We start from the raw sequence: 19,747 nt of genomic DNA, 5'->3' as shown, positions 1-19,747 counted from the left end.
AACGATGACAACCGTAAGTCAGACTCACGATCAAATGGGGCGAATACTCTCTTCATCCAGATCGGCGTCGAAGAACCGGCGCAGGGTCTGGATGTTGTTATCCGCAATAATCGACTCACGCGCCTGCGCGAGTTTCTCTTCATAAATGGCCTGGCGCCACTCCAGTGGCGTTCGCACCGCCGGATTATCATCTTCAATGATAGTCAATTCAACCGGTGCACCCTGCAATGTGGCCAGCGCCTCCGCCAGCGCTTTTTGTGCGCCGGGGGAGTTCAGATGCCGTTGACCAGGACGCAGATGCAGACGCACCTGATTACCGTCCTGCTCTTTCCAGGCATTCAGCGCGACCTGCTCGACCAGCTTAGGCAAATGCAGTTTACTGACCTCCGCGGCCCAGGCGTCACGCGCGATAGACTCTTCCGCGAGCTTCGCGGAAAGCTCCGGTGTTTTTTCATGCTCCAGCGCTTTCTTCAGCGCTTTTGGCGTGGCAACCTCTTTCTTCACCTCTTCGACGATGGTCGTCGACTTCCAGCGGTAAGCCTCTTCTTTCACCGGGGCTTTTTGCTCGAGCGCGGACGGTGCCGGGCGCGCCTGTACGCGCTCCGTTACCGAGGCCAGTCGTTCAAGCGCGGCGTTGTTAACCGGCCGCGCTCTTCCTGGCGCTGCCGGTTCACTCTTTTTTGGTTTGGTTGCTCCCTGCGCTCGCTGCAACTGGCTGCGGGCGGCAAGCACCGAACTGGTGGCATCCGACAGCGGTACATTTTGCGGCGGCGGCGCTGCCGGCTGTGCTGGCACCTGCTGCGGCGACATCACTGCCGTCGGGGCGGTCGGGGCGAATGACTGCCGGGGCACTTCAGGCTCTGGCAGCGGCATACGCGGGTGGAACGCCAGCGCACGCAGCAGCGTCATTTCAACGCCCATTCTAGGATCCGGCGCAAACGGCAGCTCTTTACGGCCAATCAGCAAGGTCTGGTAATAAAGCTGTACGTCAGCAGGCGGCACGGTTCGCGCAAGTTCACGCATCCGCTGTTCAATGGCCGCCATATCCGCCCCCATTGCTGACGGAGAGAGCTGCAGCATCGCTACACGGTGCAGCAGGCTAAGCATCTCGACCATCAGGGCTTCCCACTCGACGCCACGGGCTGCAGCGGCATTCACCAGCGACATGACGCGCTCACCGTTCGCGGCGATCGTGGCTTCAATCAGGGACAGCGCCTGGTCGTCGTCCAGCGTGCCGAGCATGGTGCTGACCGCCTCCGTCGACAGTTTACCGTCACCGCTGGCAATGGCTTGATCCGTCAGACTGAGCGCATCGCGCAGACTACCGTCCGCTGCACGGGCCAGCAGTTGCAGGGCGCGCGGCTCGTGGACAATGTTCTCTTCGTCAAGAATGTGTTCCAACTGAGTACGGATCTGTTCAACGTCCAGCGCCTTCAGATGGAACTGCAAACAGCGCGACAGAATCGTCACCGGCAGCTTTTGCGGATCGGTGGTCGCCAGCAGGAATTTCACATGCGCAGGCGGCTCTTCCAGCGTTTTCAGCAGGGCGTTGAAGCTGTGACGTGACAGCATGTGCACTTCATCGATCAGATAGACCTTGAAGCGGCCACGCGCCGGGGCGTACTGCACGTTATCCAGCAGGTCACGGGTATCTTCAACTTTGGTGCGCGAGGCGGCGTCGATCTCGATCAGATCGACAAAGCGCCCCTGCTCGATCTCACGGCAGTTGTCACACACGCCACACGGCGTGGCGGTGATCCCGGTTTCGCAGTTCAGACCTTTTGCCAGCAAACGGGCAATAGAGGTTTTACCGACGCCGCGGGTACCGGAGAAGAGATAGGCGTGATGGATACGACCTAGCGACAAGCCGTTCGCCAGGGCCGTCAGCACATGTTCCTGACCGACAACGTCGGCAAAGGTTTGTGGTCGCCATTTACGGGCTAACACCTGATAACTCATGGGCAGGCTCTGCAACGCTGGAAGGTGAATTAATGGAGGGGAATGCTATCACAACCTCACCCATTGAGCGAGGTTGTGAGAAACGGGATTAATGACCCGGGAAAGGCACCAGGCTGTAGCTGGTAATACCCTGTTTTTCCAGGCGCTGTTCGCCGCCCAGATCGAACAGATTGATGATGAAGGCCGCATCGGTCACTTCACCACCCAGGCGACGAATCAGCTTCACGGTCGCTTCGATAGTGCCACCGGTTGCCAGCAGATCGTCCACCACCAGCACTTTGTCGCCAGGCTTAATGGCATCGACGTGGATTTCCAGCTGATCGGTGCCGTATTCCAGCTCATAGCTCTCCGCGATGGTTTCACGCGGCAGTTTGCGCGGCTTACGCACTGGCACAAAACCTACGCCCATTGCCAGCGCCACCGGTGCGCCAAACAGGAAGCCACGGGCTTCGGTACCTACTACTTTGGTGATCCCGGCGTTTTTATAACGCTCTACCAGCAGTTCAATGCTGAGCGCGTACGCTTTCGGGTCTTCCAGCAAGCTGGTGACATCACGGAAAAGAATGCCAGGTTTTGGATAGTCCTGGATGCTTTTGATGCTGTTTTTCAGATATTCAAGCTGCTGTGCAGTTGCGGTCATCGGTTTGTGCCTAAATGAAACAGTGTTACTCACAGCGCGCAAAGAGGCGGTAAAGGTAACAATTGTTTAACCTTTAACCAGGCGCGCCTGTGCTCGAAAACGGTCGAATTTACTGGCTGCGCGCAATAATTGCAACAGCCATTATAAGGCTTCAGTGCTTTTGTTGCTTTTCATCAACCACGGGGATCCGCCACATGAAGATAAGCAGGCAGGTCAGGATAACCAGCAGCAGGATCCGCACCCACATCATTTTCACCAGCCATAATGAAATGGCGAAGGTGATGAGGATGACTGCAATCGCACGCGGCTTTGCGCCAGGCGGCATGGCCCGGTGTTTCTGCCAGTGGCGCAGATAGCCGCCAAACCACGAGCGATACAGCAGCCAGTGATGAAAACGCGGGGATGAGCGGGCAAAACACCAGGCTGCCAGCAGAATAAACGGCGTCGTGGGCAAAAGTGGCAAAACCACGCCCAGAGTGCCTAACACTACCGCGAGCCAGCCAATGATGATTAAAATAGTACGCTGCATAATGCGAATCGTTATCAAACTGAACGGCTACTTTACCACTGGAGCGCGCCTTGAAAATAGCCCTGCTTTTAGAGACGCTGCAAAATCAGCTCGTTGCCCTGCGCACGCAGGCGTCACCGTTGATGCAGCATGCGACGCTCAAACCGCGCTTTGACCGGCAGTTATTTCATACGCGAAGTACGCTGATGAAAGACTATCTTGATGAGGCGCAGACCAACCTCGACGAACTGCGACAGGCCGTGAATGACGGTAAACATGAGCAGGTGGCCTGGCTTGCGGAGCATCTCACCAGTCAGATCACCGCCTTGCACCGGGAGATCGCAGCCTGGCCCCTGCGTACGTGGGATAGCGCGTCGCCCGGCCTCGGTAAATGGCAGCGCAAACGGCTGGAGCACCAGGAGTTTGAACGCCGTCTGTTTGAGATGAAGCGCGAGCGGGAAGCACGTCTGAACAACAGTGAAACGCTGGAAGAGCAGCAATTATTGATGCGCGAAATCGACGCGCTGGATGGACGTCTTGTCCGCTGCCGTCAGGCGCTGGATGAGATCGAACGCGTCATTGAACGCCTGACCCGTTAAAAGGAGCCACACATGTCGCTGGAAAATGCCCCCGATGAGGTCAAACTGGCCGTCGATTTGATTATGCTGCTGGAGAATCATGAGATCCCGGCTGAGACGGTGCTGAAGGCGCTGGAGATAATGCGGCGGGATTTTGAGGGAAAGGTGAAGGCCGGTTGCCCTCACCCTAACCCTCTCCCACAGGGAGAGGGAAAATAGTTCAGGCGGGAGTCGGATCGTCACCCTTAATCTCACGCTTCACTTCCGTATGCTCGTCACCTTTCTCGTTATGCAGGTGAACCTCAAGCTGGTTGAAAGCAATATTGATATTGTTTTCACGGCACAGACGGTCGATGGAGCGGTTCAGTTCATCCACGGTGTAGCTGCGATCGCGAAGCTCACGCACGTATAAACGCAGCTCGTGATCCAGCGTGCTCGCCCCGAAGGTGGTGAAGAAGACGTCTGGCGCCGGCTCGTGCATAACCTTTGGATGCTCTTTTGCGGCCTTCAGCAATACCTCTTTCACCTTATCCAGATCCGAACCGTAGGCTACGCCGAGGCGGATCACCACACGCGTCGTCGTATCAGAGAGCGACCAGTTGATTAGACGCTCGGTCACGAACGCTTTGTTCGGGATGATCACCTCTTTGCGATCGAAGTCGGTAATAGTGGTCGCACGAATGCGGATCTTGCTGACGGTACCGGAGAAGGTCCCGATGGTCACCGTATCGCCAATTCGCACCGGACGTTCGAACAGGATGATCAGGCCGGAAACGAAGTTACCGAAAATCTCCTGCAGGCCAAAACCGAGACCCACAGAGAGCGCTGCCGCCAGCCACTGCAGTTTGTCCCATGACACGCCCAGCGAGCCGAAGACCGTCATCGCCCCGACAATAATAATGACGTAGTTGAGGATGGTGGTAATGGCATAGGACGCCCCCTGACGCAGGTTCAGGCGCGACAGCACCAGCACCTCCAGCAGACCCGGCAGGTTTCGAATCAGCGCCCAGGCCACCATCGACGACACTACCGCAAACAGCAGGCTGCCCATGGTGACGCTCTTCATCACCGCAGCGCCTGCTTCGGTCCCGCTGTACTGCCAGAGGGTGATACTGTCGAGATAGGCAAAGACGGTAATCAAATCAGACCAGATGGCCCAGAACATCACCGCGAACAGGGCAATCATCACCAGCATGGTGATACGCAGCGTCTGTTGGTTAACCTGCTCCAGCGCGATGGTCGGCTCTTCCTGCGGCTCCGCGCCTTCGGCGCCCTCTTTCACCTGATGCTGACGACGCGCAATGGCGCGGCGATAAGCGATACGGCGAGCCGCCACGCTCAGGCCGCGCAGCACGGTCTGGTAGAGCAGGTTCCAGACAATCACCAGATAGACGGTTTCTATCCAGCGGCCGGACAGGCGCAGCGTGGTGTAGAAGTAGCCCGTCGCCGTGAGCACCATCAGCGCCAGCGGAATGATTGCCAGCACCGTGACGGTGGCGAGGCGCAGGTTGTGGGACTCTTTATCACGCCAGCTATCGCGGCACATCGGCCACATCAGGATGGCAATCAACAGCAGGTTCAGCAGAATGACCAGCTGACCCAGAACGTCATCCATCAGATGCAGCGGAGAAAGCTCGGAAACCACCGACCAGAAGTGCAGCGGCAGGAGCGCCAGGCTGATGCGGACAATCTGACGACGCCAGTGGCTGGTCAGTTGCTGCGGCATATTGAAGTGACGCACCGCCACGCCGTCTTTTTCCAGCACCTTCCAGCACAGACCAAACACCAGCCAGAACAGGGCCAGCTTTTTACTGAAAGCCCACAGCAAATCGCTGACGTTGAGCTGCATGGTGAGCAGGATCAGGCCAACCGCCAGGATGATCAGGCACACCGGCAGCGCGCGAATGAGATCGATCAGAATCGCTTTTGGCGTATGCAGCTGGCTGTCATTTCGCAGTTGCCCCACTTCTGAGGCCAGCTTCGCCTGATAGTTCTTCAGCCATCCCAGACGCCAGCGGATCACGCCCGCAATCAGCAGCAGCGGTAATCCCGCCAGGAAGGCAATCATCACCGCGGGCCAGGCTTTCTCCCAGTTCCCGGTGATTTTCATGCTTTTAATCTGCGTTTTCAGCGTTTCGGGGAAGGATTTAACCCAGTCCCAGTCCATCGGTTTGTTGCTGTTAACCCAGAAAATCTGCTGGGTTAAAATCTCCTGCAGACTTTTAGAAACGCTCACCAGCTGCTGCTGGTTGATCTGCAGGTTAATCGCCATCATCAGCTGGTTACCCAGCTGTTTATTGAGCTGGTCAAGCAGCTCGCGGCGCATATCCACCACCTGCAACAGTGCGTCGTGCACTTCCGGGTTCACTTCACTGGAGTGGCCCTCTTCTATTTTGGCGACAAAGGTATCGCTCTGGAAAAGGGCATCGCGCTGCTGGTTGACGTCAAACTGTTCCAGACGTAAATCCGCAATGCGGTTGGTCATGTCCTCCAGCTCGTCGGCAGAGGGCAGCGTCTGCTGTTGCTGATAAAGAATGCGTGACAGCAGAAGGCTGCCTTTCAGCACCGCAATTTGCTCTTTGATGTTACGTTCCGCCTGGAGCGCGCGGTCCAGCCAGTTTTTAACTTTAATGTTCTGTTGAACCAGCGAGTTACCGTTTTCGGTCGCCTGAATCAGGCGCTCGCTCAGCTGATGGTTCGCATCGAGCTCCTGCTTCACCAGCGGATTGGCCTGGATGCGGGCGGTTTCGTCCGGCGATACCGCCTCCTGGGCGGTTTTTTCCGTCAGCGTCAGGCGCTTGCTGTTCACCGCCTCCTGCAATAGCTGAAGCTGATGTTCCAGACGGTTAATGTTGGCGGTCACGTAATCACGCTGTTTTTGTAGCGTGTCCTGCAGCACCGTATTCCCTTCCAGGCTTTTACGCTGCTGTTCAATCTGCGCATTCAGTAACGACTGCTGAACCAGCAGCAGCGTTTGCTGCGTCGGGCGCAGCGTGCCTTCACCCACCGTGGTGCCGTTCAGGCGATTGCGGATTTGCTGCAGTTGCTGAGACGCGGCGTACATCGCGTTTTGTACGCGCTCGGGCTGAGTCTGCAAAGAGACAAGCTGACTGTTGTAGGTGGCGAGATCCGACTGTGCAGTTTGCAGATCGTCGAGCAGTTGTGCGACGCGCGACTCCAGCTGACGCAGCGACAGCGTTGCCAGCGTTTTGCGCGTTTCGTCGTCGTTATCCACGTCGCTCAGGGCATTTAGCGAATCCGTTGCTTTACGCATGTTTTCAGGCGCCTGCGCCACCTTCTGACGAAGCTGGGTGGTTTCCGCTTTAACGCGATCGATTTTATCCAGTGATTCCAGCGTTTCCGTCAGATCCTGCTGAACGAGTTTGTCCTGAGGCGTGAGATCTTTTTGTTTATTCAGGGCGTCGAGCTGCGACTGAACATCAGCACGTGATGGAATGTCATTGCCGTTATCGGCGCGGGCCCAGGAAAGCGGTGCCGTTGCGAAGAAAAACAGCGTCGCGAAGAGTAGTGCAAGAACAGGATGTTGCGAGCGATTGGTGTGCAGCATAGTCGTGAGTGATGTCAGAAGATGACCGAAAATAGTCCGGCGTGCAGAATATCACGCTCGCCTGAAGCAGAATAGCGCGAACGTGAGCCTCTGAGATAAATCCTGGAAATGGCTCAGGCAGTGAGCGAAGGCGCGTCGCTGCGCAGCGTCGGGCAGAGCTGTAGCATTTCCAGTAAAATCGCCACGTAGCTGCGGGCTTCCGCTTTTAAGTCAAAGGATTGCGGGGCGAAAAGCCAGTTTTCCATCAGGCCCGAAATGTAGCTGCGCATCAGAATAGCCGCCCGGCGGGTCAGGAGATTGGCCGGTAGCAGTTTAGCCTGCATGCACTGGTTCAGGTTCTGTTCAATGCGGTCATAGCTTTCCAGGCTGAGGCTGCGTTGCGCCTGCTGCACGACAGCCATCTCTCCCACAAACTCACATTTATGGAAAATAATTTCCATCATTAACCGACGGCGCTCTTCAACTACCGTCGCTTCAAGGATATATACTAATATTTCTCTTAATACTGAGAGTGGATCGTCAGGGAATTTTGCCCGATACTCACTCTCGAGATCGCTAATGCTGGACTCTGAAAGCTCCCAGATTTCACTGAACAGATCTGACTTGTCTTTAAAATGCCAGTAAATCGCTCCCCGCGTAACGCCAGCGGCCTGAGCAATCTGTGCCAGCGAGGTTGACGAAACACCTTGCTGAGAAAATAAGCGGATTGCCACATCCAGAATGTGTTGTCGGGTTTCAAGCGCTTGTTGTTTGGTTTTTCGTGCCATAAGTGGGTGAATTTACAGGCGTCAGATTTACATACATTTGTGAATGTATGTACCATAGCATGACGATAATATAAACGCAGCAATGGGTTTTTGGACTCAGGACCATTGATCAATTTGAAATCGGACACTCGAGGTTTACATATGAACAAAAACAGAGGGTTAACGCCTCTGGCGGTCGTTCTGATGCTCTCAGGCAGCTTAGCGCTTACAGGATGTGACGACAAACAGGCTCAACAAGGAGCGCAGCAGATGCCAGAAGTTGGCGTTGTGACGCTCAAATCCGAACCTCTTCAGATCACCACCGAATTGCCTGGCCGCACAAGTGCTTATCGCATTGCAGAAGTTCGTCCTCAGGTGAGCGGCATTATCCTGAAACGTAACTTTACCGAAGGCGGCGATGTGCAAGCCGGTGAGTCTCTGTATCAGATTGATCCCGCAACGTATCAGGCGTCGTATGAAAGCGCGAAAGGCGACCTGGCGAAAGCGGAAGCGGCGGCCAAAATCTCTCAGCTGACGTTGAATCGTTACAAAAAACTGCTCGGTACGCAGTACATCAGCCAACAGGACTACGACACAGCCCTGGCGGATGCACAGCAGGCTAACGCGGCCGTTGTGGCAGCAAAAGCAGCTGTCGAAACCGCGCGCATCAACCTGGCCTATACCAAAGTGACCTCCCCTATCAGCGGTCGTATTGGTAAGTCCTCCGTGACCGAAGGGGCACTGGTGCAAAACGGTCAGGCCACAGCGATGGCAACCGTGCAGCAGCTTGATCCGATCTACGTTGACGTGACGCAGTCCAGCAACGATTTCCTGCGACTGAAACAAGAGCTGGCAAACGGCACCCTGAAGCAGGAGAACGGCAAAGCCAAAGTGGAGCTGGTCACTAACGACGGCATCAAATATCCACAGGCGGGTACGCTGGAATTCTCTGACGTAACGGTCGACCAGACCACCGGTTCCATCACCTTACGTGCGATCTTCCCGAACCCTGACCACACCCTGTTGCCAGGTATGTTCGTTCGCGCACGTCTGGAAGAAGGCACTAACCCAACCGCACTTCTGGTTCCACAGCAGGGTGTGACCCGTACGCCACGCGGCGATGCGAGCGCACTGGTTGTTGGCGCTGGTGACAAAGTCGAAATGCGCAATATCACTGCTACGCAGGCGATTGGCGATAAATGGCTGGTGACGGACGGTCTGAAAGATGGCGATCGCGTGATTGTTACTGGTTTGCAAAAAGTTCGTCCTGGCGCGCAGGTTAAAGCACAGGAAGTGAAGTCTGACGATAAACAACAAGCTTCGGCCGCTGGCCAGTCAGAACAAACCAAGTCTTAACTTAAACAGGAGCCGTTAAGACATGCCTAATTTCTTTATCGATCGCCCCATATTCGCATGGGTGATCGCCATTATTATCATGCTGGCCGGGGGACTTGCGATCCTGAAGCTGCCTGTTGCGCAATATCCGACCATTGCGCCACCGGCGGTGACGATCTCCGCAACCTACCCGGGGGCGGATGCGAAAACGGTGCAGGATACCGTTACGCAGGTTATCGAACAGAACATGAACGGTATCGATAACCTGATGTACATGTCCTCAAACAGTGACTCCACCGGTACGGTTCAGATCACCCTGACCTTCGAGTCTGGTACTGATGCTGACATCGCGCAGGTTCAGGTGCAGAACAAACTGCAGCTGGCGATGCCGCTGCTGCCGCAGGAAGTACAACAGCAGGGTGTGAGCGTCGAGAAATCGTCCAGTAGCTTCCTGATGGTTGTTGGCGTTATCAACACCAACGGCACCATGACGCAGGAGGATATTTCCGACTACGTGGGCGCCAACATGAAGGACGCCATCAGCCGTACTTCAGGTGTGGGTGACGTTCAGCTGTTTGGTTCCCAGTACGCGATGCGTATCTGGATGGACCCGAACAAACTGAACAACTTCCAGCTGACGCCGGTTGACGTCATCAACGCGATTAAAGCGCAGAACGCCCAGGTTGCAGCCGGTCAGTTAGGCGGTACGCCGCCGGTGAAAGGCCAGCAGCTTAACGCGTCCATCATCGCGCAAACCCGTCTGACCTCCGCCGATGAATTCAGCAAAATTCTGCTGAAAGTGAATCAGGACGGTTCGCAGGTTCGCCTGCGTGACGTGGCAAAGGTGGAGTTGGGTGGCGAAAACTACGACATCATTGCGAAGTTTAACGGCAAACCGGCTTCCGGTCTGGGTATCAAACTGGCGACCGGTGCTAACGCCCTGGACACCGCAACGGCTATCCGTGCAGAACTGAAGAAGATGGAACCGTTCTTCCCGTCAGGTCTGAAGATCGTTTATCCGTATGACACCACGCCATTCGTTAAAATTTCGATTCACGAAGTGGTTAAAACCCTGGTAGAAGCGATCATCCTGGTCTTCCTCGTGATGTATCTGTTCCTGCAGAACTTCCGCGCGACGCTGATTCCAACCATCGCCGTACCGGTCGTCTTGCTCGGAACCTTCGCCATACTGGCAATATTTGGCTACTCGATAAACACCCTGACGATGTTCGGGATGGTGCTCGCCATCGGCTTGCTGGTGGATGACGCCATCGTGGTGGTAGAAAACGTCGAGCGCGTCATGGCGGAAGAAGGTCTGCCGCCGAAGGAAGCAACCCGTAAATCCATGGGCCAGATCCAGGGCGCGCTGGTCGGTATCGCGATGGTGCTGTCCGCCGTATTTATTCCGATGGCCTTCTTCGGGGGCTCTACCGGTGCGATTTACCGTCAGTTCTCCATCACTATCGTTTCTGCGATGGCGCTGTCGGTGCTGGTGGCGTTGATCCTGACGCCTGCGCTGTGTGCAACCATGCTGAAACCGATTCAGAAAGGCGGTCACGGCGAGCACAAAGGGTTCTTCGGCTGGTTTAACCGCATGTTTGATAAGAGCACGCACCACTATACCGACAGCGTGGGGAACATTCTGCGCAGCACCGGTCGTTATCTGCTGCTCTATATCATCATCGTGGTGGGCATGGCCTATCTGTTCGTTCGTCTGCCAAGCTCGTTCCTGCCAGATGAAGACCAGGGCGTATTCCTGACGATGGCGCAGCTTCCGGCGGGTGCATCGCAAGAACGTACCCAGAAAGTGCTGGATGAAGTGACGGATTACTACCTCACCAAAGAAAAAGCGAACGTTGAATCCGTGTTTGCGGTTAACGGCTTTGGCTTTGCGGGTCGTGGCCAGAACACCGGTATCGCCTTCGTTTCGCTGAAAGACTGGTCTGAACGTCCGGGCGAAGAGAACAAGGTTGAGGCGATCACCGGCCGTGCAATGGGCACCTTCTCGCAGATTAAAGATGCGATGGTCTTCGCCTTTAACCTGCCAGCGATCGTTGAACTGGGTACGGCGACCGGTTTCGACTTCCAGCTGATTGACCAGGGCGGTCTGGGCCACGAGAAACTGACTCAGGCGCGTAACCAGCTGTTTGGCGAAGTGGCTAAACACCCTGATCTGCTGGTCGGCGTGCGTCCTAACGGCCTGGAAGATACGCCGCAGTACAAGATCGACATCGACCAGGAGAAAGCGCAGGCGCTGGGTGTATCCATCAGCGACATCAACACCACACTGGGCGCAGCCTGGGGCGGTAGCTACGTTAACGACTTCATCGACCGCGGTCGTGTGAAGAAAGTGTACGTGATGTCTGAAGCGCAATACCGTATGTTGCCGAACGATATCAACAACTGGTACGTTCGCGGCAGCGATGGCCAGATGGTGCCGTTCTCAGCCTTCTCGACGTCGCGCTGGGAATACGGTTCACCGCGTCTGGAACGTTATAACGGGCTGCCATCCATGGAAATTCTGGGTCAGGCCGCGCCAGGTCGAAGCACCGGTGAAGCCATGAACCTGATGGAAGAGTTAGCCAGCAAGCTGCCTGCGGGTATTGGCTATGACTGGACCGGTATGTCCTATCAGGAACGTCTGTCCGGTAACCAGGCCCCTGCCCTGTACGCCATTTCACTGATTGTGGTGTTCCTGTGTCTGGCGGCACTGTATGAGAGCTGGTCAATTCCGTTCTCCGTTATGCTGGTGGTGCCATTGGGGGTTATCGGTGCGCTGCTGGCCGCAACGTTCCGTGGGCTGACCAACGACGTGTACTTCCAGGTAGGCCTGCTGACAACCATTGGCTTGTCGGCGAAGAACGCGATACTTATCGTCGAATTCGCCAAAGATCTGATGGAGAAAGAAGGTAAAGGCCTGATCGAAGCCACGCTTGAAGCTGTTCGTATGCGTCTGCGTCCTATTCTGATGACCTCACTGGCATTTATCCTCGGGGTACTGCCGCTGGTTATCAGTTCTGGTGCGGGTTCCGGCGCACAGAACGCGGTAGGTACCGGGGTAATGGGCGGTATGATCACCGCGACCGTACTGGCTATCTTCTTCGTACCGGTGTTCTTCGTGGTGGTTCGCCGCCGCTTCAGCCGGAAGAATGAAGATATTGAACACAGTCATTCGGTAGAACCTCACTGATACCGGTTTCACATGATAAAAAGGCCGCATTAGCGGCCTTTTTCATTTCTGAAAAAAATCATAAAATACGCTTATTGTCGTTTTATTTATTTTATGCCATGTTTAAAAGGCATATCATAATTAGCAGAAAACTTAATGGGCGAACTCAGGATTGTTTTAATTCCATTTCGCCGCTTAACTTATTAGGAATATTCCTAATAACAAGTCCATACAAAGAAAATTCTGAATCCGGACTTTTTCCGCGTGTTTACGCTAAATCAATGAAACGTAAGGAAGCGAAAAAAAACCAGCGTTAATTTGGATAAAAGTGTTCATCTTAGGATGTACTATTGCGTAAACGCTCGCAGACTCTGATTTTAATTGTAATTTTTCGTAATAGCGCGGTGAAATCCTGATCAGAGTGGCTTATAGTTAGAGTGAACAGGAGCACAGCACCCGTAGAGCTAAGTAGGTTGTATCCATCCCGACAATGATGTTCGGTGAGTAAGAAATCACTCAGAAGGGGATGCGCTATGGACGAGTACTCGCCAAAAAGGCATGATATCGCGCAGTTGAAATTTCTCTGCGAATCCTTGTACCATGACTGCCTTGCCAATCTTGATGAAAGTAATCATGGCTGGGTGAACGATCCAACATCGGCCATCAATTTGCAATTGAATGAGTTGATAGAGCATATCGCGACCTTCGCACTTAATTATAAAATTAAGTACAATGAAGATAATAAACTGATTGAGCAAATTGACGAATACCTGGATGACACCTTTATGTTGTTCAGCAGCTACGGCATTAACGCGCAGGATTTGCAGAAATGGCGTAAATCTGGAAACCGGCTATTCCGCTGTTTCGTCAACGTGAGCAGAGCTAACCCGGTTAGCCTTTCCTGTTAAAATTATTACAATGACTAAGGTGAATTTATGTCTGATAAACCACTCACAAAAACCGATTATTTGATGCGCTTACGACGTTGTCAGTCAATTGACACACTCGAACGCGTGATTGAAAAAAATAAATACGAGCTTTCTGATAATGAACTGACCGTATTTTATTCAGCCGCTGACCATCGTCTTGCCGAGCTGACCATGAATAAACTGTATGACAAAATCCCGCCTTCCGTGTGGAAATTTGTCCGTTAGTTGTTGCAGTGTGTCTGTAGAGGTTCTACGCCACTCTCTTAGTTGTTTATACCTTTCGAATTACGATCCCGGTGTTAGAGCCAGGTCTCCGTGTAAAACGTGATCATTAGCAACAATGTTGTGACTTTAGTCACACGCGCTTTTCGGGAACGTTCCCTTCCTGGCTTATCCCGATTACCCTGCGGTAATCAAACCCAGAGAGGCATCCTATGAGCGTAGAAAAACAGAAAATGATTGCGGGTGAACATTACCGTCCTGGTGATGAAACATTACGGGCCGACCGACTGCGCGCCCGCCATCTGGTTCACCGCTATAACCACTCCGCCCCCGATGAGAAAACAGAACGCCAGAAGATTCTGGCGGAACTGCTGGGGCAAAGTGAAGGGGCTTATATTGAGCCAGCTTTCCGTTGTGACTATGGCTATAACATTTTCCTGGGCAAAGAATTTTACGCTAACTTCGACTGCGTGATGCTCGATGTCTGCCCCATTCATATTGGTGATAACTGTATGCTCGCGCCAGGCGTGCATATTTATACGGCCACCCACCCGCTGGATGCCGAAGAACGCAACAGCGGAGTGGAATACGGTAAACCCGTACGCATTGGCAATAATGTCTGGATTGGGGGACGAGCGGTGATTAACCCGGGCGTCACGGTGGGGGATAATGTGGTGATTGCCTCCGGCGCTGTGGTGACAAAAGATGTCCCGGCCAATGCCGTCGTCGGGGGTAATCCGGCGAAAATTATCAAAATGCTGTGAGGATGTGGGGAGTCAACTGTTATGGTCTTTCAGCGCGTAACTGTTACTTTTTTCAGTCAAATGGCTCCCCTAAAATAGGCAGATCCCCTGTATTCAACAATCATGAAGGCAAAAAATGACCGAAATACAGCGCCTGCTTACCGCCACCATCGACGATCTCAACACCCGCGAAAAGCGCGATAATCGCCCGCGCTTTAGCATTAGCTTTATTCGCAAACATCCAGGCCTGTTTGTCGCAATGTATGCCGCCTGGCTGGCAACGCTGATTGTCATGCTGAAATCCGAAACGCTGGTGGACTCCGTCTGGCTGCTTGTGGTGCTGTTTGTGGTGTTTAACGCGTTTTTCTTTTTTGACGTGCATCCGCGTTATCGTTATGAAGATATCGACGTGCTCGATTTCCGGGTCTGCTACAACGGCGAGTGGTACAACACCCGTTTTGTCCCGCCGGAACTGATCGACAGCATTCTGCACTCCCCTGCGGTAGAAACCGAACAAAAAGAGAAACTGCAAAAAATGGTCTCAACCAAAGGCCAGCTCTCTTTCTATGATGTCTTTACCCTTTCCCGCCCTGCTGTTGCGTGATGAGTATCTGTATGCGTCGGATAGCTGACGCATACAGTGAAGCGGATGTGTTCCCGTAGCCTAATACCAGACCGCTCTGCCCCTGTTTTGTATCAAGGTAATACCCGCTCAATGCCGCTGGAGCCAGCTGATACGCCCTGGCCTGTTCCACCAGTTGCCTGTCGTCAATTCCGTCAATCGCCACCGTCAGATGCATGCCCCCTTCCCCCGCCAGAATCCGGTGTGGTACATGAAGCTCCGTATTCAGAGCCTCACGCAGCTGCCGGTAGCGTTTACGATAGAGACGACGCATGGCTGCCAAATGGCGGGCATAGTGGCCCTCTTCAATGAACAGCGCCAGGGTACGCTGCTCGGCGCGATGCCCGCCGCGCAATAACGAACCGATGGCCGGGCGTGCCGCTTTCGCCAGCGCCGGGGGGAAAACCATAAACCCCATTCTGAGCGACGGGAATAACGTTTTGCTGAATGTTCCCAGATAAACAACGGGCGCATGGTTAATCATTCCCAGCATCGCCGGTACCGGCTCACCGCTATAACGAAACTCGCTGTCGTAATCATCCTCGATAATCCAGGCGTTATGTTGTCGCGCCACATCCAGTAACGCCAGACGCCGCCGCGCGCTGAGGACACTTCCGTACGGAAACTGATGTGAAGGTGAAGTAAAAATAAGCGAAGGGGACGGCGCATCTGTTCCTTCCCAGCACATGCCCTCTCCATCAACCGGTATTCCCGTTATGGCTAAACCCGCTTTCACAAAGGCGCTTTTTGCGCCGGCATAGCCGGGATCTTCCACCCAGGCAACATCGCCCGGCTCACTCAACAGCAGGGTGCAGAGGTTCACGCCTTCCAGTGCGCCTTCGGTGATCACAATCTGGCTGGCGTCGCAGTCAATCCCGCGGGAAAGCGCAAGGTGGCGGGCAATGGCCGCCCGCAAAACAGGTTCCCCGGCGGGATCGCCGTAGCCCAACAGGGCACTTCCCTCCTCCCGCAACACGCGATCGTACAGGCGCCGCCAGAGCGGCAAGGGAAAATAGTTGATGGCCGGTGTCCCCGGCGTAAAGGCCAGAACCGGCGTGCTACGCGGTACAGGGGCAGGCAGTGCGCTAACCCGCCCGGCAAGCGCAACCGCAGGTGCCGGTAAATCCTGCGCGAGCTGACGGGCCGCCAGCGGTGCCACCCGCGTTCCCTGGCGGCTACGCAACAGATACCCTTCGAGGGTGAGCTGTTCCAGTGCCCCATTAACGGTGTTTCGGGAAAGGGAGAGGTGCCCGGCCAGCGTTCTGGAACCAGACAGGCGACTACCGGACTGTAACCTGCCGCACAATATGTACTCCCGCAATGAAAGATAAAGCGTGCGCTGCAGCGTCTCTTGTCCGCGGTTTTTCAGCGCCGTATTCAGCAAGGTATACAGTTCATCGCCAGGAATATTCATCGCCCCTCCTCGTGGTACCACCAAAACATAGCCTGTTGGTCCTTTTTAAGGAACCACTTCTTCACTAGTCTGGAACTCTTTACAACGTCACGGAGATGAAGATGAATACTTTCAATCAGTTTGGGCAGCCAGTGGGCGAAGCGCTAATCGACTGGCAGCCCCGTCAGCACCCTTCCCGGGTGGTCCTTCAGGGCCGCTACTGCTGGCTTGAGCCGCTGCAGGTGGAGCATGCCGGTGCGCTGTTTGCCGCTTATTCGCTCGCCGGGGATACCCGAAGCTGGACATGGCTTCTGCGTGAACCCGATGCCACGGCAGGCGAATTTGCCGCATGGGTGGCAAGCGTGAGTGAATTATCAGACCCGATACACTTTACCGTCTTCGATAATCAGACCCGCTCCCCGGTGGGAACCCTGGCCCTGATGCGTATCGACCCCAAAAATGGCGTTGTGGAGGTGGGACACGTTCATTTCTCCCCGCTGTTGAGCCGTACGCCAATGTCTACCGAAGCGCAGTTTCTGCTGATGCAATACGTGTTCGATACCCTGGGCTACCGGCGTTATGAGTGGAAGTGCAACAGCCTGAACGAGCCTTCCCGCAAGGCTGCGCTGCGTCTGGGCTTTTTGTTTGAGGGGCGTTTTCGCCAGGCGCTGGTCACCAAAGGCCATAACCGGGATACGGACTGGTTTTCGATTATCGACAAAGAGTGGCCAGCGCTGGCGAGCGCCTTTGAAAGCTGGCTTGCCACCGACAATTTTACTGCCGATGGCAAACAGAAAAGATCCCTGGAAAGCTGGCGTGAAACGGGCGTCTAGCGTCTTTTTTTACGTCCCTGCACCGCTTTAAAGCGCGGGTTTGATTTGCAAATCACATACAGGCGTCCCTTACGTTTGACTATCTGGCAATCCGGGTGACGCTGTTTCGCACTCCGCAACGAGTTAAGTACCTGCATGATCACCCCCGCTTCGCATTAAGAAAGCCGCCAAAACGTTTACGGAAGCGCGCCGCGCTGCCATCCGTCGAGAAGGTTTTCTGTTTGCCGGTATAAAACGGATGCGATTTTGAAGAGACCTCGATGGTGATGTAAGGATAGGTTTCACCGTCGAGTTCAATTTCGCGGTCAGTCTTGATGGTTGAACCAACTTTAAAGTATTCATTGGCGCTGGTGTCGTGAAACACCACGGTGCGATAGGCTGGATGGATATTGGGTTTCATCGTGAATCACTCATGTTTTGTTATAACATAACAAAATAATATCCAGGCTCTGCGGTAAAAACAACCCCCGAGAGTGCATCACATTTCCGACGATATTTTTTGATTTCGCTGCTGCGGAACGAAAACCATGACGCTCACGTGCTATAACTATATCATTTCGCGGTAAAAACTTTCTCCTCTGGCAAGCGTCTCAGTGCCCTGGAGTGGGCATATGAGGAAGGACACGGCAGCATGAAAACCCGACATCTGGTCAGCCTGGTGACTGGCATACTGATCTTTTCTGTGCTGATACCGATTTGCCTCAGTATCTGGCTGGCGCATCGCCAGGCGGAAGAAAAATTTGTCGATGCGCTGGACAGCTATGCCTCACGCGTGCTGTTGCGTACGGACAGGGTTGTTGGGCAGGCCAAGGAAGCACTCACGCAGCTGCAGGCCTTTAAAGGCCCTCCCTGTAGCCATTTGCATTTACGGGAAATGCGCCGGATCGCCTTCTCGTGGCTCTATGTTCAGGAAGTGATCTACACCGATAACCTTAAACCACTGTGCTCGTCGCTGGAACAGGTCAGCAAAGCGACCGCGTTCCCGCCGCCCATGCGCATTACGGAAGATGGCTATAGCGCGTGGCTTACGAGGCCAAACGAACTCGGTTTCAACCGCAACATGGCCGTGCTGGGGCAAGGACATTATCTGGTACTGGTCGATCCCGCCTCGCTGGTGGATGTGATCCCCTTCGCCAATATTGCTATCGATGCCGCCCTGGTAGCGAACGCAACGCATCTCGTGTTCTCCAGCAGCAGCAAACTGGATCCGCATATCCGCGACATGATTCAAGATCAGGAGATGGTCAGTGTTGAGTACAACGGTGCAATGTACGTCATGAAGCCCGTACCGGAGCTGGGAATTAACGTTGTTGCATGGGCTTCACTGAAACCGCTGGCGGAAACCTGGCACCGGCAGCTCCTTTTCTGGCTGCCGTTTGGCATGTTGATAAGCCTGCTTGCCGCCCTGTTTGTTCTGCGGATATTGCGTCGCATCCAGTCGCCGCGTAACCGCCTGCTTGATGCGATCAATAACCGTGAATTCGAGGTTTACTACCAGCCTATTGTGGCGCTCTGTAGCGGGAAAATAGTGGGCGCAGAGGCGCTAACGCGCTGGCCTCAGCCTGACGGGAGTAGCCTGTCGCCTGACAGTTTCGTCCCGCTGGCGGAACAAACGGGGCTTATCTCGCGCCTCACGCATCTGGTGATCGAAAAAGTGTTCGAGGATATGGGCAACTGGCTGCATCTCCATGCCGATCAGCATATCTCCGTCAACCTCGCGCCTGCAGATTTAACCTCCGGCAAGCTGCCGCCGCTCCTGAGCCAGCTACTCAATAAATGGCAAGTCCGCCCGGAACAGATAGCGCTTGAATTAACCGAACGCGGCTTTGCCGATCCCAAAATCAGCGCACCGGCCATCGCCGCTTTTCGCCGTTCGGGCCACGCCATTTACATCGATGATTTTGGCACGGGCTATTCCAGCCTGAGCTATCTGCAGGATCTGGACGTCGACACGCTGAAAATTGATAAGTCGTTCGTGGATGCGCTGGAGTACAAAAACGTAACGCCACACATTATAGAAATGGCGAAATCACTGAAGCTGGCGATGGTTGCTGAGGGCGTGGAAACCGCAGGGCAGCTCGCCTGGCTGCACCGTCACGGCGTGCAATACGGGCAAGGCTGGTACTACAGTAAGGCGCTGCCAAAAGCGGAATTTATGGCATGGGCAGAAAATAACCTTAACGCCCCTTCTACTTCAGATAAGATTTGATCACCTGTAAAACCACGCCAAGATCGGCCTCACGCTGATCTTCCTCAGGCTCTTTGACGACGTGATCGGTTAAATGGCCTTCGATCACCTGCAGCATCATGCCATTCACCGCACCGCGGATCGCGGCCAGCTGCTGTAATACCTCGGCACACTCATGCTCGTCGTTACTGAGCATTTTTTCCAGCGCGGTGCTCTGCCCCTGAATTTTCTTCAGGCGAGTCAATAACATCTTCTTGTGACGAACCGTATGTGACATCTCTGCATCCTTCTTCTTCTGGCGGGTAAAGCATAAC

The 19,747-nt window shown here is 54.4% G+C and carries 19 protein-coding genes and 1 other annotated feature; of the genes, 10 read left to right on the top strand and 9 right to left on the bottom strand.

Annotated elements, in window-relative coordinates; all coding sequences use genetic code 11:
• Positions 1 to 30: 30 nt before the first annotated feature.
• The 3 genes from dnaX to ACOTX3_RS15465 all read right to left on the bottom strand — a co-directional run bounded on the left by dnaX (position 31) and on the right by ACOTX3_RS15465 (position 3,128).
• Positions 31 to 1,959 carry a DNA polymerase III subunit gamma/tau gene (dnaX, locus tag ACOTX3_RS15475; RefSeq protein WP_058679161.1) on the bottom strand — a complete coding sequence of 643 codons (1,929 nt, stop codon included), beginning with the start codon at positions 1,957 to 1,959 and terminating at the stop codon, positions 31 to 33.
• Positions 637 to 701: a sequence feature (DnaX frameshifting element), on the bottom strand. Its footprint overlaps the gene before it by 65 nt.
• A gap of 88 nt (positions 1,960 to 2,047) precedes the next feature.
• Positions 2,048 to 2,599 carry an adenine phosphoribosyltransferase gene (gene apt / locus ACOTX3_RS15470; protein ID WP_000127359.1) on the bottom strand — a complete coding sequence of 184 codons (552 nt, stop codon included), beginning with the start codon at positions 2,597 to 2,599 and terminating at the stop codon, positions 2,048 to 2,050.
• Between the two features lie 151 nt (positions 2,600 to 2,750).
• Positions 2,751 to 3,128 carry a DUF454 family protein gene (locus ACOTX3_RS15465; protein ID WP_013095896.1) on the bottom strand — a complete coding sequence of 126 codons (378 nt, stop codon included), beginning with the start codon at positions 3,126 to 3,128 and terminating at the stop codon, positions 2,751 to 2,753.
• A 50-nt stretch (positions 3,129 to 3,178) separates the two neighbouring features.
• Between ACOTX3_RS15465 and priC the strand changes: the two genes are divergently transcribed.
• Together priC and rsmS are read left to right on the top strand one after the other, a co-directional pair.
• On the top strand, positions 3,179 to 3,706 hold the full coding sequence (priC, locus tag ACOTX3_RS15460) for a primosomal replication protein N'' (protein ID WP_020685008.1): 528 nt from the start codon (positions 3,179 to 3,181) through the stop codon (positions 3,704 to 3,706).
• Between the two features lie 12 nt (positions 3,707 to 3,718).
• Positions 3,719 to 3,904 carry a pleiotropic regulatory protein RsmS gene (gene rsmS / locus ACOTX3_RS15455; protein WP_058679162.1) on the top strand — a complete coding sequence of 62 codons (186 nt, stop codon included), beginning with the start codon at positions 3,719 to 3,721 and terminating at the stop codon, positions 3,902 to 3,904.
• A 1-nt stretch (position 3,905) separates the two neighbouring features.
• Here the strand turns inward: rsmS and mscK are convergent, their stop codons facing one another.
• Positions 3,906 to 7,253, bottom strand: coding sequence for a mechanosensitive channel MscK (gene mscK, locus ACOTX3_RS15450; protein WP_038418817.1), 3,348 nt, complete (start codon positions 7,251 to 7,253; stop codon positions 3,906 to 3,908).
• A gap of 113 nt (positions 7,254 to 7,366) precedes the next feature.
• Positions 7,367 to 8,020 carry a multidrug efflux transporter transcriptional repressor AcrR gene (acrR, locus tag ACOTX3_RS15445; RefSeq protein WP_013095892.1) on the bottom strand — a complete coding sequence of 218 codons (654 nt, stop codon included), beginning with the start codon at positions 8,018 to 8,020 and terminating at the stop codon, positions 7,367 to 7,369.
• Between the two features lie 141 nt (positions 8,021 to 8,161).
• On the opposite strand from acrR, the gene acrA reads away from it, so the two are divergent.
• From acrA to ACOTX3_RS15415, 6 genes are all read left to right on the top strand, one after another.
• Positions 8,162 to 9,355 carry a multidrug efflux RND transporter periplasmic adaptor subunit AcrA gene (gene acrA / locus ACOTX3_RS15440; RefSeq protein WP_023620093.1) on the top strand — a complete coding sequence of 398 codons (1,194 nt, stop codon included), beginning with the start codon at positions 8,162 to 8,164 and terminating at the stop codon, positions 9,353 to 9,355.
• A 22-nt stretch (positions 9,356 to 9,377) separates the two neighbouring features.
• On the top strand, positions 9,378 to 12,524 hold the full coding sequence (acrB, locus tag ACOTX3_RS15435) for a multidrug efflux RND transporter permease subunit AcrB (RefSeq protein WP_013095890.1): 3,147 nt from the start codon (positions 9,378 to 9,380) through the stop codon (positions 12,522 to 12,524).
• Between the two features lie 512 nt (positions 12,525 to 13,036).
• A complete protein-coding gene (tomB, locus tag ACOTX3_RS15430) occupies positions 13,037 to 13,411 on the top strand; it encodes an Hha toxicity modulator TomB (RefSeq protein WP_008499288.1) in 375 nt (124 codons plus the stop codon).
• A gap of 27 nt (positions 13,412 to 13,438) precedes the next feature.
• A complete protein-coding gene (locus tag ACOTX3_RS15425; RefSeq protein ID WP_013095889.1) occupies positions 13,439 to 13,657 on the top strand; it encodes an HHA domain-containing protein in 219 nt (72 codons plus the stop codon).
• A gap of 209 nt (positions 13,658 to 13,866) precedes the next feature.
• Positions 13,867 to 14,418, top strand: coding sequence for a maltose O-acetyltransferase (maa, locus tag ACOTX3_RS15420; protein WP_013095888.1), 552 nt, complete (start codon positions 13,867 to 13,869; stop codon positions 14,416 to 14,418).
• Between the two features lie 115 nt (positions 14,419 to 14,533).
• Complete coding sequence (locus ACOTX3_RS15415) at positions 14,534 to 15,001, top strand: YlaC family protein (RefSeq protein ID WP_058679163.1); 468 nt, start codon at positions 14,534 to 14,536, stop codon at positions 14,999 to 15,001.
• Here the strand turns inward: ACOTX3_RS15415 and ACOTX3_RS15410 are convergent.
• Positions 14,973 to 16,433, bottom strand: coding sequence for a PLP-dependent aminotransferase family protein (locus tag ACOTX3_RS15410; protein ID WP_058679164.1), 1,461 nt, complete (start codon positions 16,431 to 16,433; stop codon positions 14,973 to 14,975). The two genes, ACOTX3_RS15415 and ACOTX3_RS15410, sit on opposite strands and share 29 nt — an antisense overlap.
• 101 nt (positions 16,434 to 16,534) lie before the next feature.
• Between ACOTX3_RS15410 and ACOTX3_RS15405 the strand changes: the two genes are divergently transcribed.
• Complete coding sequence (locus tag ACOTX3_RS15405; protein ID WP_023620096.1) at positions 16,535 to 17,245, top strand: GNAT family N-acetyltransferase; 711 nt, start codon at positions 16,535 to 16,537, stop codon at positions 17,243 to 17,245.
• Here the strand turns inward: ACOTX3_RS15405 and ykgO are convergent.
• Both ykgO and ACOTX3_RS15395 read right to left on the bottom strand, forming a co-directional pair.
• Positions 17,242 to 17,382 (bottom strand): type B 50S ribosomal protein L36, encoded by a 141-nt coding sequence (ykgO, locus tag ACOTX3_RS15400; RefSeq protein ID WP_003859006.1) that lies wholly within the window; start codon positions 17,380 to 17,382, stop codon positions 17,242 to 17,244. The genes ACOTX3_RS15405 and ykgO overlap by 4 nt on opposite strands.
• Positions 17,383 to 17,384: 2 nt before the next feature.
• Positions 17,385 to 17,645 carry a type B 50S ribosomal protein L31 gene (locus ACOTX3_RS15395; RefSeq protein WP_006176933.1) on the bottom strand — a complete coding sequence of 87 codons (261 nt, stop codon included), beginning with the start codon at positions 17,643 to 17,645 and terminating at the stop codon, positions 17,385 to 17,387.
• A gap of 231 nt (positions 17,646 to 17,876) precedes the next feature.
• Here ACOTX3_RS15395 and ACOTX3_RS15390 point away from each other — a divergent pair, with 231 nt between their 5' ends.
• Positions 17,877 to 19,454, top strand: coding sequence for an EAL domain-containing protein (locus tag ACOTX3_RS15390; RefSeq protein WP_058679165.1), 1,578 nt, complete (start codon positions 17,877 to 17,879; stop codon positions 19,452 to 19,454).
• Here the strand turns inward: ACOTX3_RS15390 and ACOTX3_RS15385 are convergent.
• A complete protein-coding gene (locus ACOTX3_RS15385) occupies positions 19,435 to 19,710 on the bottom strand; it encodes a metal/formaldehyde-sensitive transcriptional repressor (RefSeq protein WP_014830896.1) in 276 nt (91 codons plus the stop codon). The genes ACOTX3_RS15390 and ACOTX3_RS15385 overlap by 20 nt on opposite strands.
• Between the last annotated feature and the right edge of the window lie 37 nt (positions 19,711 to 19,747).

The organism is Enterobacter cloacae complex sp. IR5384 (assembly GCF_049237265.1).
In the GTDB taxonomy this organism is placed as follows: Bacteria; Pseudomonadota; Gammaproteobacteria; order Enterobacterales; family Enterobacteriaceae; genus Enterobacter; species Enterobacter cloacae.
Note: the sequence above shows the minus strand (reverse complement) of the source record. Positions and strands in the feature narration are given on the sequence as shown.